12 protein-coding genes are annotated in these 15,249 nt (G+C 50.7%); 11 read left to right on the top strand and 1 reads right to left on the bottom strand.

Annotation, left to right across the window (positions count from 1 at the left end; all coding sequences use genetic code 11):
* Positions 1-27: 27 nt before the first annotated feature.
* The 10 genes from NQ510_RS17395 (at position 28) to NQ510_RS17350 (ending at position 11,919) form a co-directional block, all read left to right on the top strand.
* Entirely contained in the window at positions 28-2,043 is a 2,016-nt protein-coding gene (locus NQ510_RS17395; RefSeq protein ID WP_034526139.1) for a TonB-dependent receptor plug domain-containing protein, read from the top strand.
* A gap of 53 nt (positions 2,044-2,096) precedes the next feature.
* The gene (locus tag NQ510_RS17390) at positions 2,097-3,197 is read left to right on the top strand and encodes a YncE family protein (RefSeq protein ID WP_005831744.1); all 1,101 of its coding nucleotides are present in this window, start codon (positions 2,097-2,099) and stop codon (positions 3,195-3,197) included.
* A 5-nt stretch (positions 3,198-3,202) separates the two neighbouring features.
* Complete coding sequence (locus tag NQ510_RS17385) at positions 3,203-4,336, top strand: ABC transporter substrate-binding protein (protein ID WP_034526096.1); 1,134 nt, start codon at positions 3,203-3,205, stop codon at positions 4,334-4,336.
* Between the two features lie 81 nt (positions 4,337-4,417).
* Complete coding sequence (locus tag NQ510_RS17380) at positions 4,418-5,446, top strand: iron ABC transporter permease (RefSeq protein WP_005831741.1); 1,029 nt, start codon at positions 4,418-4,420, stop codon at positions 5,444-5,446.
* Positions 5,447-5,679: 233 nt separating this feature from the next.
* The gene (locus NQ510_RS17375) at positions 5,680-6,942 is read left to right on the top strand and encodes a carboxypeptidase-like regulatory domain-containing protein (protein WP_005831737.1); all 1,263 of its coding nucleotides are present in this window, start codon (positions 5,680-5,682) and stop codon (positions 6,940-6,942) included.
* 51 nt (positions 6,943-6,993) lie between these two features.
* Positions 6,994-7,545 (top strand): RNA polymerase sigma-70 factor, encoded by a 552-nt coding sequence (locus NQ510_RS17370; protein WP_005831734.1) that lies wholly within the window; start codon positions 6,994-6,996, stop codon positions 7,543-7,545.
* On the top strand, positions 7,542-8,402 hold the full coding sequence (locus NQ510_RS17365; protein WP_005831732.1) for a FecR family protein: 861 nt from the start codon (positions 7,542-7,544) through the stop codon (positions 8,400-8,402). The genes NQ510_RS17370 and NQ510_RS17365 overlap by 4 nt, the downstream gene beginning before the upstream one ends.
* Positions 8,399-9,952, top strand: a complete 1,554-nt coding sequence (locus NQ510_RS17360; protein WP_005831730.1) for a carboxypeptidase-like regulatory domain-containing protein — start codon at positions 8,399-8,401, stop codon at positions 9,950-9,952. Before NQ510_RS17365 ends, NQ510_RS17360 begins: the two co-directional genes overlap by 4 nt.
* A 119-nt stretch (positions 9,953-10,071) precedes the next feature.
* Positions 10,072-10,248 (top strand): DUF4250 domain-containing protein, encoded by a 177-nt coding sequence (locus tag NQ510_RS17355; RefSeq protein WP_005832662.1) that lies wholly within the window; start codon positions 10,072-10,074, stop codon positions 10,246-10,248.
* 72 nt (positions 10,249-10,320) lie between these two features.
* Entirely contained in the window at positions 10,321-11,919 is a 1,599-nt protein-coding gene (locus tag NQ510_RS17350) for a ClC family H(+)/Cl(-) exchange transporter (protein WP_005831727.1), read from the top strand.
* Here the strand turns inward: NQ510_RS17350 and NQ510_RS17345 are convergent.
* Positions 11,916-13,283, bottom strand: coding sequence for a TrpB-like pyridoxal phosphate-dependent enzyme (locus NQ510_RS17345; RefSeq protein WP_005831725.1), 1,368 nt, complete (start codon positions 13,281-13,283; stop codon positions 11,916-11,918). The two genes, NQ510_RS17350 and NQ510_RS17345, sit on opposite strands and share 4 nt — an antisense overlap.
* Before the next feature lie 133 nt (positions 13,284-13,416).
* Between NQ510_RS17345 and NQ510_RS17340 the strand changes: the two genes are divergently transcribed.
* A complete protein-coding gene (locus tag NQ510_RS17340; RefSeq protein ID WP_005831722.1) occupies positions 13,417-15,246 on the top strand; it encodes a TrkH family potassium uptake protein in 1,830 nt (609 codons plus the stop codon).
* Positions 15,247-15,249: the final 3 nt, after the last annotated feature.

Raw genomic sequence — 15,249 nt, 5'->3', positions numbered from 1 at the left:
TGGTTTAAGATAATCTTCATTTATTCTATGTCAGGAAGGACTAAGGTATTACTGGTCTGTGCTGTTTCATTGGGTGCAAGTATACTCCGGCTCTCTGCCCAGGAGGTGGGGGGAGATACGATTACGGGGAAAGTGCATCAGATAGAGAAAGTGACAGTGACAGCACGCAGGTCGCCCAATAAAGTGACTTCTGCCGTACCCATACAGACGATGTCACGGCAGGATATCAGCCAGCTGGGAATACAGAATATGGCAGATGCTGTACGCCGTTTTGCCGGAGCCAATGTAAAGGACTATGGAGGCATTGGAGGACTGAAAACGGTTTCCATACGCAATATGGGAGCAGCCCATACAGCTGTCAGTTATGACGGGGTGGCGGTGAGTAATTGTCAGGCAGGGCAGATAGATATCGGGCGTTTTTCGCTGGACAATGTTTCCATGCTTTCGCTCGCCATCGGGCAGTCGGAGGACTTGTTGCAGTCCGCCCGCTTGTATGCGTCGGCCGGTGTGCTGGGCATAGAGACGGAAAAACCTCATTTTGATGACGGGCGCAATGCCGCTTTTCAGGCACGGGTGCGCGGAGGGTCGTTCGGCATGGTCAGCCCCTCGCTGCGCTGGTGGCAGAAACTGGGCTGCCGTACACGCGTGGCGGTAGATGCCGGTTATATGAGGGCAGACGGTAATTACCCTTTCACGCTGGTCAATGGGAAATACGTGACGGAAGAGAAACGTAACAACTCCGGCATCTATTCCTGGCAGGGCGAAGCTACCTTTTATCATACTTTCAAGGATGACAGCGAACTGGATGTGAAGGGTTATTACTTCTATTCCCGCCGGGGACTTCCAGGGGCGGTTACGCTCTATAATCCCCTTTCCGATGAAACGCTTTGGGATGAGAATACTTTTGTGCAGGCACGTTATAGGAAGCATTTTTCGCCCCGGTGGAGTTTGCAGGCACAGGCAAAGTATAATCATGGCTGGAACCAATATAAGGATGAGGGCAAGGAATATGCCGACGGATATTATCGGGAAAATCACCGGCAAGACGAATATTATATTTCCGCGACCGTTCTCTACCGTCCTTTGGAAGCTTTGACCCTTTCGTTGGCGCAGGATGGGGTGATAAACAAGTTGCGCAACAGTTTGCCGGAATGTCCTTTCCCTACAAGATATACTTCCATCAGTGCCTTCAATGCACGCTACCGGCAAGGATGGCTCACGGCCACGGCTTCGCTGGTGCATACTGCCACTTCGGAGCATGCCGAGAAAGGTACGGTCCCCGATGACTTCCATCGCTTTGCCCCCTCTTTATCAGTCAGTATGCAGCCTTGGCAGGACGAGTCGCTGTATTTCCGGTTGATGTATAAGAGTACGTTCCGTCTGCCCACTTTCAACGACCTCTATTACTACCGGCTGGGCAACCGTAATCTGCGACCCGAGAAGGCAGACGAATATAATGTCGGTATCACATGGAGCAAATCCGGATTGTCTGTGTTCGACTATATCTCCGTTACGCTCGACGGTTACTATAATGATGTGACGGATAAGATTGTGGCTTTTCCCACCACCTATGCGTGGAAGATGGCGAACTACGGCAAGGTGCATGCCGCAGGTGTGGATGCCACTTTGGCGGCAACCGTTCCATTGACGGAGAAAATAAGACTGATTATGTCGGGCGGATATACATGGCAAAAGGCCATTGACCTGACCGATTCCGACGCGAAGAACTATAAGGACCAATTGCCTTATACTCCTCTTCATAGCGGAAACGCGTCCGCCATTGTAGAAACGCCGTGGGTGAATGTGGGCTACTCGGCGGTAGGAGTGGGAAAGCGTTACTATTTGTCGCAGAACATTCCGGAGAATGAGATTGAGGGCTATCTGGAGCATACGATGAGCCTCTCTCATGAGTTTGCTTTGGGCGGTTGCCGGCTTCTGTTGCAGGCCGAGATTATAAATCTGACCGATGAACAGTATGACGTGATAAAATATTATCCTATGCCGGGTCGTTCGTGGCGGTTGACGGGTACTTTCAAGTTTTGAATAATCTATTTATGAACAACAAAAACTAATTATAAACAATAACAACTGTGATTATGAAAGTAAGAAGTTTATTATTCGGTATGCTCTGCATGCTTGCTTTGGGTGCCTCTTTGGCATCTTGTAGTGACGACGATGACGATTCTCTGGATGACGGCGGGTCGAAGGTGACACTGCCGCAGACGCGTGTTTATATTCTGAATGAGGGTGGTTGGGGAGCTAATAACGCAAGACTTGCCTTTTATGCACCCAATAAGGATGCGGATTTCATCAGTGATATTTACCAGACTCAAAACAACGCCAAGTTGGGTGACCTTGGTCAGAGTATGATTGAGTATGAAGATGAAATATATATAGCTGTAAGTGGTTCCAATTATCTGACTAAGCTGAATGCTGCGGGTGTGGAGTTGAAACGTGTTTCGTTTGTAGACGACAACGACCTCAGTGCAGGCATTCGTTATATCGATGCTGAGGATGGATATATCTATGCTTCCTTCTACGGAGGAGCTGTAGCTAAAATCAATGCGAAAACGTTGGAGGTAGTGGATAAATTGACCGGACTTGGCGACAATCTGGAAGGTGTGGCAATCTGCGAGGATATGCTTTATGTGGCGAATAGCTGTACTGCTGATTGGAGCACTTATCACAATGACGTAAAGGTGATAGATTTGCGTACTTTCAAGTTGAAAGAGACGTTGACGGTAGGTTTGAACCCCAATGCTTTGGTTGAAGAGGATGATAAGGTTTTTTTGATTTCATGGGGTAATTATGTTGATATTGGCTATTCATTACAGATGATAGACCCTGCTGCCAACAATAAGGTGACGGAATTAGGCAGTGCCACCCGTATGTGTGCTACTGATGATATTCTCTATTTGACTTATTCAAATTACACCAATCCTACCGCTTCTTTTTTTACTTATAATATAAAGACTGGAAAGATGGATGAAGCTTCTTTCTTGAAGGATATACCGGAAAAGTTGAAAACTTCTACGATTTATATGTTGGAAGTAAATGATAATAACGGTGATTTCTATATTGGTACTTCTGAATATACCACGAACGGCACCATTTATCGTTTCAAGAAAGACGGTACCTTTATAGAGCAGTTCGATGCAGGAGGTATGAATCCTAATTCTGCTATCTTCTTCAATTAATATCAATGAAAAGAAATAGTTTACTTATCTGTCTGTTCGCAGTCCTGTTTCTTTCCTCCTGCGGAGGAAGGGGCAAGACTGCCTCTGCTTTGGCCAACGGTGACACCATTCCCTTACGTTATGCAGAGAATCTTACCTTAGTGTCCTATCCCGGCTATACCCTTGCCACCTTGCGCAATCCTTGGGATACGTTGCACACGCTACATACCTATATACTGGTCCCGAAAGACCGCGAACTCCCGGCACATCTTCCGGCAGGTACTGTGGTACGTACCCCGCTCTCCAAATCAGTCATCTACTCTTCCGTCCACTGCGGACTGATGGATAATCTGGGTGTGTTTGGTAGCATCGGCGGTGTCTGCGACTTGAAGTACATCAAACTACCCGCCGTGCACGAAGCCTGCCGCCGGGGTGCCATCGCCGATTGTGGCGACGGTATGAATCCCGATATGGAGCGCATCATCGACCTGCATCCCGATGCCATCCTTCTGTCTCCGTTCGAGAACAGTGGCGGTTATGGCCGTATCGAGAAACTGGATATTCCCATCATCGAATGTGCCGACTACATGGAAACCTCCGCTTTGGGACGTGCCGAGTGGATGCGTTTCTACGGACTGCTCTTCGGGGTTGCGCCACAAGCCGACAGCCTTTTTGCTGAAGTGGACAGTTGTTACCAACGCCTCAAGATGCGTGCGCAACTTTCATCCACCTCGTTCTCCGTTGTCAGTGAGTTGAAAAGCGGCTCGGCATGGTACGTACCGGGAGGGCGTAGCACCATAGGAAGGCTTTTTCAGGATGCTTGCGGGCGTTACGCCTTTGCCGACGATACCCACAGCGGCTCTGTTCCTCTGGCTTTCGAGACCGTTTTCGACAAGGCGGGCGATGCCGACGTCTGGTTGGTGAAGTACAACCGTGACCGCGATATGACCTACGCTGATTTGGAGGCGGATTATATCGGCTACACCGGTTTTAAGGCTTTCAAGACCCGGAATGTCTATGGTTGTAATACGGCGAAAGTTCCTTTCTACGAGGAGACTCCGTTCCGTCCCGATTATTTGTTATCCGACCTAATACAGATTCTGCATCCCGAAATAGGAGATTTGGGAGGCTTGCGCTATTTTTGCAGACTGAAGGAGTGATGAACACAGAGATACGGAACTTTTGTGAAAGTAATAGAAAACTCTGTGCCTCCGTGTCTCTGTGTGCTAAATAATGTAACTATGAGTAAAGGCTGGAAATATGGTATCGGGCTGGGAGTAGTAATCTTATTGCTTTTTGCGGGCAATCTGCTGGTGGGGTCGGTTTCGATTCCGCCTGCCGATGTTTTCCGTATCCTGCTCGGTGGAGAGGGGGAGAAGGCAAGCTGGAGCTTCATCCTTTGGGAATCCCGTTTGCCCCAAGCGCTGACGGCGCTGCTTTGCGGTGGCGCATTGGCTGTCTGCGGACTGATGTTGCAGACGGCTTTCAAGAATCCGCTGGCAGGACCATCCATTCTGGGCATCAACGCCGGGGCAAGTCTGGGAGTGGCCTTCGTCATGCTGCTGTTTGGCGGCAGCATCACGGCAGGGGTGTTCAGTCTGTCCGGCTTCTTCTCCGTACTGCTTGGCGCATTTATCGGAGCCATGCTGATTATGGCACTTATCCTTTTCTTTTCCACGCTGATAAAGAGCAATGTCATGCTGCTGATAACGGGTATCATGATAGGCTACATCGCTTCTTCGGCCATTGCCCTGCTGAACTTCTTTGCTACGGCAGAGGGGGTGCAGTCCTATATGATATGGGGGCTGGGCAACTTCGGTGGAGTTTCCCTACAGCAGATGCCGGCCTTTGCGCTGGTCACCATTGTGGGACTGTTCGGCTCATTATTGTTGATAAAGCCCCTGAACGCCTTGTTGCTGGGAGAGCGCTATGCCGAAAATCTAGGTGTAAATATCCGCTGTGTGCGCAACTGGCTTTTGATTATCACCGGGCTCTTGACGGCTGTCACCACCGCCTTCTGTGGTCCGGTCGCCTTTATCGGCCTGGCCGTGCCGCATGTGGCCCGCATGATATTGGGGACAGCCAATCACAATTCCCTATTGCCGGTCACCATCCTGAGTGGCGGTGCAGTGGCACTGCTTTGCAACTTGATTTGCGTCTTGCCCGGCGAAGCGGGTATTATCCCCTTGAATGCCGTCACGCCCATTATCGGTGCGCCGGTCATCATCTACGTTATTCTGAGCCAGCGGAAGCCCCAACAATTCAACTAAGCTATTGCCAACAGTTTGACAAGGTTTTGCCTTACTATTGGCAAGACTTTGCCACCGCGTTGGCAAACTTTTGCCATAGGCATGGCAAAGTTTTGCCAAACCTATGGCAATGTCTTGGCAAAATTTCTCTCTGATTATCAACGTACTACTTTTTTGGTGTTTTTCTCTCCATTCCATAGGGTTTTATCTTTCTCACCGCTCTTATTAATAGAAACCCCTTAAAAACATGCCTTATGAAAAACTTTGTAGGATTTACACTTGGGTGTTTGTTTGCATTCTTATCTTCGGGTATCACCCCGTTGATGGCGCAGGACGCGGCAGTGAACGAGCTCGTCATCACCGGTACGGTCAAGAATAAGGACAGCAGGAAGAAACTCGAAAACGTGAACGTCTCTGTTGTCGGCAACAATATCGGAACGGTGACCAATGCCGACGGCACATTCTCCTTGAAAGTAGCGGAAGCGGAAGCTTTCCGTGGACTGGAAGTCTCCCATATCGGCTATCTCACTACACACCTCTCTCTGGAAGAACTTGAAAAAACGGGCGGGCTGACCATCTGGATGATACCGGCTCCCAATCTTTTGAGCGAGATTGTGGTCTATGGCAATAATCCCCGCGTCATAGTGGAAGAGGCCATCAAGAAAATTCCAGTAAACTATTCTGGCAATGACAACATGCTGACCGCCTTCTATCGGGAAACCGTGCAGAAGCGCCGCCGCTATATCAGCGTGTCCGAGGCAGTGATGGATGTCTATAAGACGGATTATAACTCCCGCGATGTGGACCGCGACAAGGTGCAGCTGCTGAAAGGCCGCCGCCTGCTGAGCCAAAAGCAGAGTGACACGCTGGCTGTGAAAGTGGTGGGAGGCCCCAATTTGTCCCTTTATCTGGACATTGTGAAGAATGGCGATGCGCTGTTGAGCACGGACAATCTGGACTATTATGAATTCCGTATGGAGGACCCCGTCAATCTGGATAACCGCATGCAGTATGTAGTCAGCTTCCGTCCGCGGGTCAGCCTGATGTATGCCTTGTTCATCGGGAAACTGTATATAGACTACGAACGGCTCTCCTTTACACGTGCCGAGTTTGGCCTGGACATGGCAAACCGGGTGAAGGCAGTGGAGGCCATTCTGCATAAGAAGCCCGTCGGCTTGCGGTTCCGCCCGCAGGAAGTCGCCTATCTGGTGACCTACAAGCAGCAGGGGACCAAGACTTACCTGAACTATATACGGAATGTCATCCGCTTTAAATGCGACTGGAAAAAAAGACTGTTCTCCTCCAGCTACACCGCTTTCTCCGAAATGGTGGTGACCGACAGGACGGAAAGCCCTCTCTCCGGCATCTCCAACAAGAACACCTTCAAACGGAAGCAGGTATTCTACGACCTGGTGGATGAGTATTGGAACGAAGACTTCTGGAGGAACTACAATATCATAGAACCTACGGAATCCCTGGAGAATGCAGTCAATAAATTGCGGAAACAATCCAATTGATTATCTGATAGTTTTCCTTATATTTGGAGCAACCGAGAAAAAACACCGTGTATGCTGGACGAACTGATGATACTGGCCAGAATAAAGGAGGGCGATATAAAGGCGTTCGAAGGAATCTTCCGCCGGTATTATTCCCCTCTTTGCTGGTATGCTGCGGGCATCACGGGTGATACGGCGTCTGCCGAGGAAATTGTGGAGGAGCTGTTCTACGTGCTGTGGAAGAACCGGGAGCGGTTACAAGTATTCCAGTCCGTGAAAAGCTATCTCTACCGTTCTGTGAGAAATGAAGCCGTGCAGTTTTGTGAGCATCAGGAGGTCAAGGAGCGCTATCGGGCATCTGTCCGTACGGAGTCCGGGCCGGGCTATTCGTCCGACCCCCACGCGCATTTGGAGTACGAGGAACTACGGACTCTCATCCGGCATACGCTCGACAAGCAGCCCCGGCGCCGGCAGCAGATTTTCAGGATGCACCGCATGGAGGGGAAGAAATATGCAGAGATTGCCTTGTCGCTTTCGTTGTCCGTCAAGACGGTGGAAGCGGAAATGACCAAGGTACTCCGAACCTTACGAAATGAAATTGATAATTATATCCGGACACAATGATGGAAGTAGATAAAAAGAAGACAAGGACCGACGAGGCATGGGTACGGCTTTATGCCCGCTTCGAAACGGACTGCCTGCTGCCGGCAGATGCGGAACACGCTTCGGCAACGCACCGCAGGCTTTACCTCAAGTGGGGGAGCGTTTCGGCAGCCGTGATTGCCGGAATCGTATGTTTTGCCGCATGGTGGGCCGTACCGGAACAAGGTGGGGACAGTCGTAGCTTGCTGACGGAGGAGAACCGGGAGAAGCCCACACTGGTCAAGACCCTTGAAGACGGTTCGGTGGTATATCTGGCGCAGGAAAGCACGCTGAAGTATCCTGAACATTTTGCGGAAGACAAGCGGGAAGTGAACCTGCAGGGCGAAGCCTTCTTTGATGTGGCAAAGAAACCCGAGCAGGCTTTTACGATTGAGACGGCAAGGGTGCGTGTGGAGGTACTGGGCACGGCTTTCAATGTCAGGAGCAATGAAGGGGTCCCCTTCAGCTTGTCCGTGAAGCGCGGGAAGGTGAAGGTGCTGCTGAAACAAGAGGAACAGACGGTCTTTGTAGAGGCGGGAGAAACGGTTATCTTGCAGGGGGGCAGTCTGCTCGTCAGCGAGACGGAGAATCCGGAGCTCTTTGACCGCTACACCAGCAACATCCGTTTCAAGGACGAGTGCCTGGAGGATGTGCTGCGTGCCATCAATAAGGAGTCTGCCGGCTGGCAGATAGAAGCCGCGTCGCCAACCCTGGGCAAACGGCGGCTGACGGTCGAATTTTCGAATAACTCCCCGGAGTCTGTGGCCGAGCTGATATGCTGGACGTTCGACTTGAAGTGTACACGTCAGGGCAATAGACTGATATTGTCGGAACAATGAATTCAATGAAATGCTTCATTCTCCATTTGCCACTCTTCATTTTCTTCCTGGCAGGCAGTGCAAGAGCGGACGGAGGCGATGTGCTGGACCGCATCGTCCGGCTGCCTGGAATGAAGGGAACGGTTTATGCGCTGTTGGGGAAAGTCTCGGAGCAGTCCGGCTATCTGTTTATCTATGATAGTAAGGTCATCCATAACGACTCAGTGGTGAGGGTCAGGAAGCAGGAGTGTTCCGTGAGGCAGGCCATTCATAGGATAACCGGCAGCCGGAACCTCGAATTGAAGGTATTAGGCAACCATATATTGATAACACGGGCGGCAGAAAGGAAGAGTATGGAAGAAACGGTACCCCTGCCGCCCCGACCGGCATATTCCACCATTGCCGGAATCCTGCTGGACAAGGAGACGGGAGAGCCCGTCGTCAGTGCGTCGGTCATCGCACAAGGAACCTCACTGGGTAACATTACCAACCAGAACGGTGAATTCCGGCTCAACCTGCCCGACTCGTTGAGGCGCTGCATGCTCTCCTTCTCCCATCTGGGTTATGTGGGGCAAACGGTGGAAGCCTCTGCTTTGGAAGGACGCAGCAATGTCCTGAGCCTTGAGCCGAAAGTCATTTCCTTGCAAGAAGTGCTTATCCGCTTGGTGGAGCCTAAAAAGCTGCTTCGCGAGATGATAGAGCACCGGGATAGGAACTGCTCCACTTCTCCGGTCTATCTGACCACCTTCTACCGGGAAGGTGTACAACTGAAGAACAAGTTCCAGAGCCTGACGGAGGCCGTTTTCAAGGTCTACAAATCACCGACGATGGAACCCGGACAGAAAGACCAGGTGAAACTGCTCAAGATGAGCAAGATAGATAACCGGGAGCAGACGGACAGTGTGCTTGCCAAAATCAGCTCCGGGGTGGAGGCATGTCTGCAGTTGGACATCATGAAGAATCTTCCAGACTTCCTCTTGCTGGAATCCGGCGAGGAACTTTATACCTATACTTCGGGCGACATCGTATCGGTGGACGACCGTACTGCCAACGTCGTCTATTTTGAGCAGAAACGTGGGGTAAAGGAGCCTTTGTTCTGCGGAGAACTCTATATAGACTCGGAGAACAGCGCCTTGCTGCGTGCCCGCTTCGAGATTCATCCCCGGTATGTGAAGGCCGCCACACGGCTTTTCGTGATACGCCAGGCTCCGAAAATCAGGCTGACAACGGAGAAACTTGTCTATACCGTCTCATACAAACCCTGGAACGGTACCTATTATGTCCACCACATCCGTGGCGACCTTTACTTCAAGATGAAGAGAAAACGCATGCTCTTCAGTAATCCCACTCTGTATACCTGGTTCGAGATGGTGACCTGCCGGATTGACGGGGAGAACGTGACGCGCTTCCCGCGTGCGGAACGGCTGCCGGTGCATACCGTCTTCTCTGAAACCGACTTCAAGTATGACGCCGATTTCTGGGGCGACTTCAATGTGATTCCGCTGGAAGAGGAGCTTGGAAAGATTATCGAGAAGGTCTCCCTGAAGATAGAGCAGACGGAAGCTCCGTAAACATGGCCCTCAATCGTTTGCGGTGGGTAGGTTGTATATTCTACACTAAAATTATCTCTATTTTGTTTTTTTATTGTAATTTTGTCCCCGGTATTAGTTTAAATTTAAAGATTGTAACTATGAGATTACCTGAGGACCCGGTGATGCTGTACAGCTTCATCAACATGAAACTGCGTGATTTCTATCCTTCGCTGGACGCGCTCTGCGAGGATATGAACGTAGAGAAAGAGGACATTGTACGAAAATTGAAGCTCGTGGGATTTGAGTATAATCCTGCAAAGAACAGATTTTGGTAAATAATGTTTCTGTATAAAACAACTCCCGTTGCTTGTTGTTGTAAAGCGCAAGTTAACGGGAGTTGTTTTGTTATGGAACTATGGGATAAGGCAGAACGTCTTTGGACGAGGGTCAAGAACTGGAAAACAGTACGCGGCTGGCACATCTGGAAGTTGAAGCTGGTGGATGCCCGGTTGTATTTCGTCAGCATGTTCGTCGGTTTGCTGACGGGACTGGTCGCTGTGCCCTATCACTATCTTCTCTATTATCTGTTCCACCTCCGCAGTGTTTTTTTCGCTTCGCATCCGGCCTGGTACTGGCACATTCCACTCTTTCTGTTTTCTTGGGGCATTCTCGTCTTCGTCATGTGGCTCGTGGGGAAAATGCCGCTTATCGGCGGGGGAGGTATTCCGCAGACACGCGGCGTGATTAACGGGCGCATCACTTACCGGCATCCTTTCATCGAGATGGTATCCAAGTTCGTAGGGGGCATTTTGTCCTTCTCGGCGGGGCTGTCTTTGGGGCGCGAAGGGCCTTCCGTGCAGATAGGCTCCTATGTGGGTAGCCTGGTATCCCGCTGGACCCATATCCTGAAAGGCGAACAGAAACAGTTGCTGGCAGCCGGAGCGGGAGCGGGGCTCGCTGCGGCTTTTGCAGCGCCACTGGCTTCCTCGCTCATTGTAATAGAATCCATTGAACGCTTCGATGCCCCTAAGACGGCCATCACTACCTTGCTGGCGGGTGTTGTGGCAGGAGCCGTGGCAAGCATGGTCTTTCCCGTGAATCCTTACCATCTGATAGAGGTAACGGAACCGGTTTTCGCCTTCTTTGTCCAGGTGAAGTATTTCTTGATATTGGCGGTGATTGTCTCCGTATGCGGGAAGTTCTACTCCTCCACCATGAATGCTTTCAGGCATGTGTATGCCAAAGTCAATTCTCCGGCGTATGTCAAGATGTTATATCTGGTGCTGGTGGCCTACATCATTTCGCTGATGCAGGTCAATCTGACCGGAGGCGGGGAGCAGTTTCTGCTGGCCCAGGCACAGAATGGCAGTACGCAGATTATGTGGGTGACGGCCGTCATGTTGTTGCATTTTGTCTTTTCAGTTTTCTCTGTCTCTTCCGGATTGCCGGGCGGCAGTTTCATTCCGACGCTGGTTACGGGAGGGTTGTTGGGGCAGATTGTCGGTCTGGTAGGAGTGAGGTACGGTGTCATCGGGCAAGAGAATGTCAGTTATATCATGCTTGTTTCCATGTCGGCTTTTCTGGTGGCCGTGGTCCGTACACCGCTCACGGCCATTGTGCTGATTACGGAGATTACGGGGCATTTTGAGGTCTTTTACCCTTCGGTGGTTGTTGGTGGGTTGACCTACTATTTTACGGAACTTCTGCAAATGAAGCCTTCCAACGTCTCCCTCTATGAAGATATGATTCATGCTCCCGATTTTAAAGAAGAGAAACGCTATACGCTTTCAGTGGAGATTATGACGGATTCTTATCTGGACGGGAAACTGGTGGACGAACTGTCCCTGCCGGAGCGTTGCGTCATTATCAATGTACATCGGGATGGAAAAAATCTGGTCCCCGCAGGAACTCGTTTGATTCCGGGGGACCAGGTACAGATTGAGATGGACTCGCAGGACATAGAGAAACTCTATGAACCGCTTGTCAGTATGGCGAATATCTATTAAGCCAGATTGCCTATCTCGTCCAGATTCTTCTGGATGTCGGCATCCGTCAGCTCGTAATTCACTAAATCGCCGGACAAATACTTGTCGTAGGATGCCATGTCGATAAGTCCGTGACCGGAAAGGTTGAACAGAATCACCTTCTCTTCACCCGTTTCCTTGCATTTGTTTGCTTCGCGGATGGTGGCGGCAATGGCATGGCAGGACTCGGGGGCGGGGATGATGCCCTCTGCTTGCGCAAACAGACAACCGGCGTCGAATGATTCGAGCTGCTTGATGTCCACCGCTTCCATATAACCGTCTTTCAGCAGTTGTGATACGATGACACCTGCACCGTGATAGCGTAGGCCGCCGGCATGGATATTGGCAGGGGCAAAGTTGTGTCCCAGTGTAAACATGGGCAGCAACGGAGTGTATCCGGCCTCGTCTCCGAAGTCGTATTGGAATTTGCCGCGTGTCAGCTTCGGACATGAAGCAGGTTCGGCGGCGACAAAGCGTGTTTTCTTTCCTTCGAGGATGTTGTGGCGCATGAAGGGGAAGGCGATACCGCCAAAGTTGGAACCTCCTCCGAAGCAGGCGATGACGGTGTCGGGATATTCACCCGCCATTTCCATCTGCTTTTCGGCTTCCAGTCCGATGACGGTCTGGTGCAGGGCCACGTGGCTCAATACGGAGCCGAGGGTATATTTGCAGTTGGGAGTGGTCTGTGCCAGCTCTATGGCTTCGGAAATGGCTGTTCCCAGCGAGCCCTGATAGTTGGGATGGGCGGTCAGTATATCTTTTCCGGCGCGGGTAGACATGGAGGGAGACGGGGTAACCTGCGCACCGAATGTCTGCATGATGCTGCGGCGGTAGGGCTTTTGCTCGTAACTGATTTTTACCTGATAGACAGCGGCTTCCAGTCCGAAGAGGCGGGCGGCATATGCCAGGGAAGCTCCCCATTGTCCGGCACCGGTTTCGGTGGTCACGTTAGTCACTCCCTCCTGCTTGCAATAGTATGCCTGCGGGATGGCGGAGTTCAGCTTGTGCGAGCCCATCGGGCTGACGCTCTCGTTCTTGAAGTAGATATGTGCCGGTGTGCCGAGCGCTTTCTCCAATCCATAAGCGCGCACCAGCGGAGTGCTGCGGTAGTATTTGTACATTTCGCGGACCTCTTCGGGGATTTCAATCCACGTGTCGGTCTGATTCAGTTCCTGGCGGCAGAGTTCCTCGGCAAAGATAGGATACAAGTCTTCTGCTTTCAGCGGTTGCTTGGTGCCGGGGTGAAGCGGTGGCATGGGCTTGTTCACCATATCGGCTTGTATGTTATACCAGTACTGTGGGATTTCCTCTTCCGGGAGAATGAATCTTTTCTTTTTGTTGCTCATAGTGGTTAAAATTATTAATAATTCAATGCCCAAATGTAGCTATTATTTTTGAACCAATTTCTTTTTCCTTTTGTTTTTTGTATATCAAGGTATATTTGTCTAAGTTTGCCGCGTTTCATTAATCGATGCATTTATGAAGATTTATCATAAATTCCTTTTGTATCAAAATAAATGGATTCACCCTTACGTACGGATGACAGTGGGAGTAATGACTTCCATCACTTATTTGGCCTCCATCCTGCTGATTGTCGGCGTGGTCTATGAGCATGGCTTTACGATTTCAGAGGTCGAGGCGCATCAGCTCCAACGCTTGTACCATGGGGTGTGGATTGTTTTTCTGGTAGATGTCACCCTTCGCATTTTGCTGGAATACAAGGATACCCGGCGCACGTTCAGTAAGCTCACCTGGATACTGACCATTCTGCTCTATCTGACCCTTATTCCGGTCATTTTCCATCGTCCGGAGGAGGAGGGCGCCATCTTGCAGTTCTGGGAATTTCTGCATGGCAAGGCCTATCATCTTGTCCTGCTGCTGGTGTTTTCCTTTTTCAGCCTTTCCAACGGGCTGGTACGGTTGTTGGGGCGGCGTACGAACCCTTCGCTTATTCTGGCTGCAAGTTTCCTGATAATCATAATGATAGGCACGGGGCTGTTGATGTTGCCGCGCTGCACGATGAACGGCATATCGTGGGTCGACTCGCTGTTCATATCCACCAGTGCGGTGTGCGTCACGGGGCTGACGTCTGTCGATGTGGCGTCCACTTTTACCCCGACCGGTTTTGTGGTAATCATTCTGCTGATTCAGATAGGCGGTCTGGGAGTGATGACACTGACGAGCTTCTTTGCCATGTTCTTCATGGGTAATACCTCGTTGTACAATCAGTTGGTGGTGCGCGACATGGTGAGTTCCAATTCCTTGAATTCCTTGCTCTCCACCCTGGTCTATATTCTGGCCTTTACGCTGGTGATTGAAGGAATAGGGATGCTTGCTATCTGGGGAGACATCCACGGGACGATGGGGATGGACCTTCAGGAAGAGCTGGCCTTTTCCGCTTTTCATGCCATTTCCGCTTTCTGCAATGCGGGATTCTCCACGTTGCCCGGAAATCTGGGTAATCCGTTGGTGATGACGGGGCACAATCCGTTCTTCATCTATATATCTCTGCTGATTATTTTGGGGGGTATCGGTTTCCCCATACTGGTGAATTTCAAGGATATTATTCTTTACCATCTGCGTCGTCTGTGGCACTTTCTGCGTACGTGGCATTGGGACGGCAAGCGTTTTTACCATCTGTACAACCTGAATACAAAGATTGTACTGATAGTCACCTTCCTGCTACTGGTACTGGGCACGGTGGGCATTGCTGTCTTTGAGTGGAATGCCTCCTTCGCCGGCATGTCGGTGGCAGACAAGTGGACGCAGGCGTTTTTCAATGCCACGTGTCCCCGTACGGCAGGCTTTACCAGTGTGGACTTGGCAGGCTTGGGGGTACAGACATTGCTTATATATCTGTTTCTGATGTGGGTGGGAGGCGGTTCACAGTCTACGGCAGGCGGTATCAAGGTAAATGCCTTTGCGGTAGTGGTGCTGAATCTGGTGGCTGTGTTGCGCGGCACGGAACGGGTAGAGGTGTTTGGCCGTGAGCTGTCACACGATTCTATCCGTCGTTCCAATGCCACGGTGGTGATGTCGTTCGGCGTCTTGTTGCTGTTTATTTTCATCATCAGCATTCTGGAGCCGGGTACGTCGCTTTTGGCCATTACCTTCGAGTGTGTGTCGGCATTGAGCACGGTGGGGTCCAGTTTGAACCTTACCCCGCGGTTGGGAGACGACAGCAAGCTGCTGGTGGCACTGCTGATGTTTGTGGGGCGTGTGGGACTAATTACGCTGATGCTTGGCATCATCAAGCAGAAGAAGCATACGAAGTATCAGTATCCGAGTGGTCAGATTATAATCAATTAAATA

This window comes from Bacteroides uniformis, assembly GCF_025147485.1.
Lineage (GTDB): Bacteria > Bacteroidota > Bacteroidia > Bacteroidales > Bacteroidaceae > Bacteroides > Bacteroides uniformis.
Note: the sequence above shows the minus strand (reverse complement) of the source record. Positions and strands in the feature narration are given on the sequence as shown.

Excerpts from the sequence above, each read along its gene's own strand:
- NQ510_RS17395 (WP_034526139.1), top strand. The coding sequence starts at position 28 with ATGTCAGGAAGGACTAAGGTATTACTGGTCTGTGCTGTTTCATTGGGT.
- NQ510_RS17390 (WP_005831744.1), top strand. The coding sequence starts at position 2,097 with ATGAAAGTAAGAAGTTTATTATTCGGTATGCTCTGCATGCTTGCTTTG.
- NQ510_RS17385 (WP_034526096.1), top strand. The coding sequence starts at position 3,203 with ATGAAAAGAAATAGTTTACTTATCTGTCTGTTCGCAGTCCTGTTTCTT.
- NQ510_RS17380 (WP_005831741.1), top strand. The coding sequence starts at position 4,418 with ATGAGTAAAGGCTGGAAATATGGTATCGGGCTGGGAGTAGTAATCTTA.
- NQ510_RS17375 (WP_005831737.1), top strand. The coding sequence starts at position 5,680 with ATGAAAAACTTTGTAGGATTTACACTTGGGTGTTTGTTTGCATTCTTA.
- NQ510_RS17370 (WP_005831734.1), top strand. The coding sequence starts at position 6,994 with ATGCTGGACGAACTGATGATACTGGCCAGAATAAAGGAGGGCGATATA.
- NQ510_RS17365 (WP_005831732.1), top strand. The coding sequence starts at position 7,542 with ATGATGGAAGTAGATAAAAAGAAGACAAGGACCGACGAGGCATGGGTA.
- NQ510_RS17360 (WP_005831730.1), top strand. The coding sequence starts at position 8,399 with ATGAATTCAATGAAATGCTTCATTCTCCATTTGCCACTCTTCATTTTC.
- NQ510_RS17355 (WP_005832662.1), top strand. The coding sequence starts at position 10,072 with ATGAGATTACCTGAGGACCCGGTGATGCTGTACAGCTTCATCAACATG.
- NQ510_RS17350 (WP_005831727.1), top strand. The coding sequence starts at position 10,321 with ATGGAACTATGGGATAAGGCAGAACGTCTTTGGACGAGGGTCAAGAAC.
- NQ510_RS17345 (WP_005831725.1), bottom strand. The coding sequence starts at position 13,283 with ATGAGCAACAAAAAGAAAAGATTCATTCTCCCGGAAGAGGAAATCCCA.
- NQ510_RS17340 (WP_005831722.1), top strand. The coding sequence starts at position 13,417 with ATGAAGATTTATCATAAATTCCTTTTGTATCAAAATAAATGGATTCAC.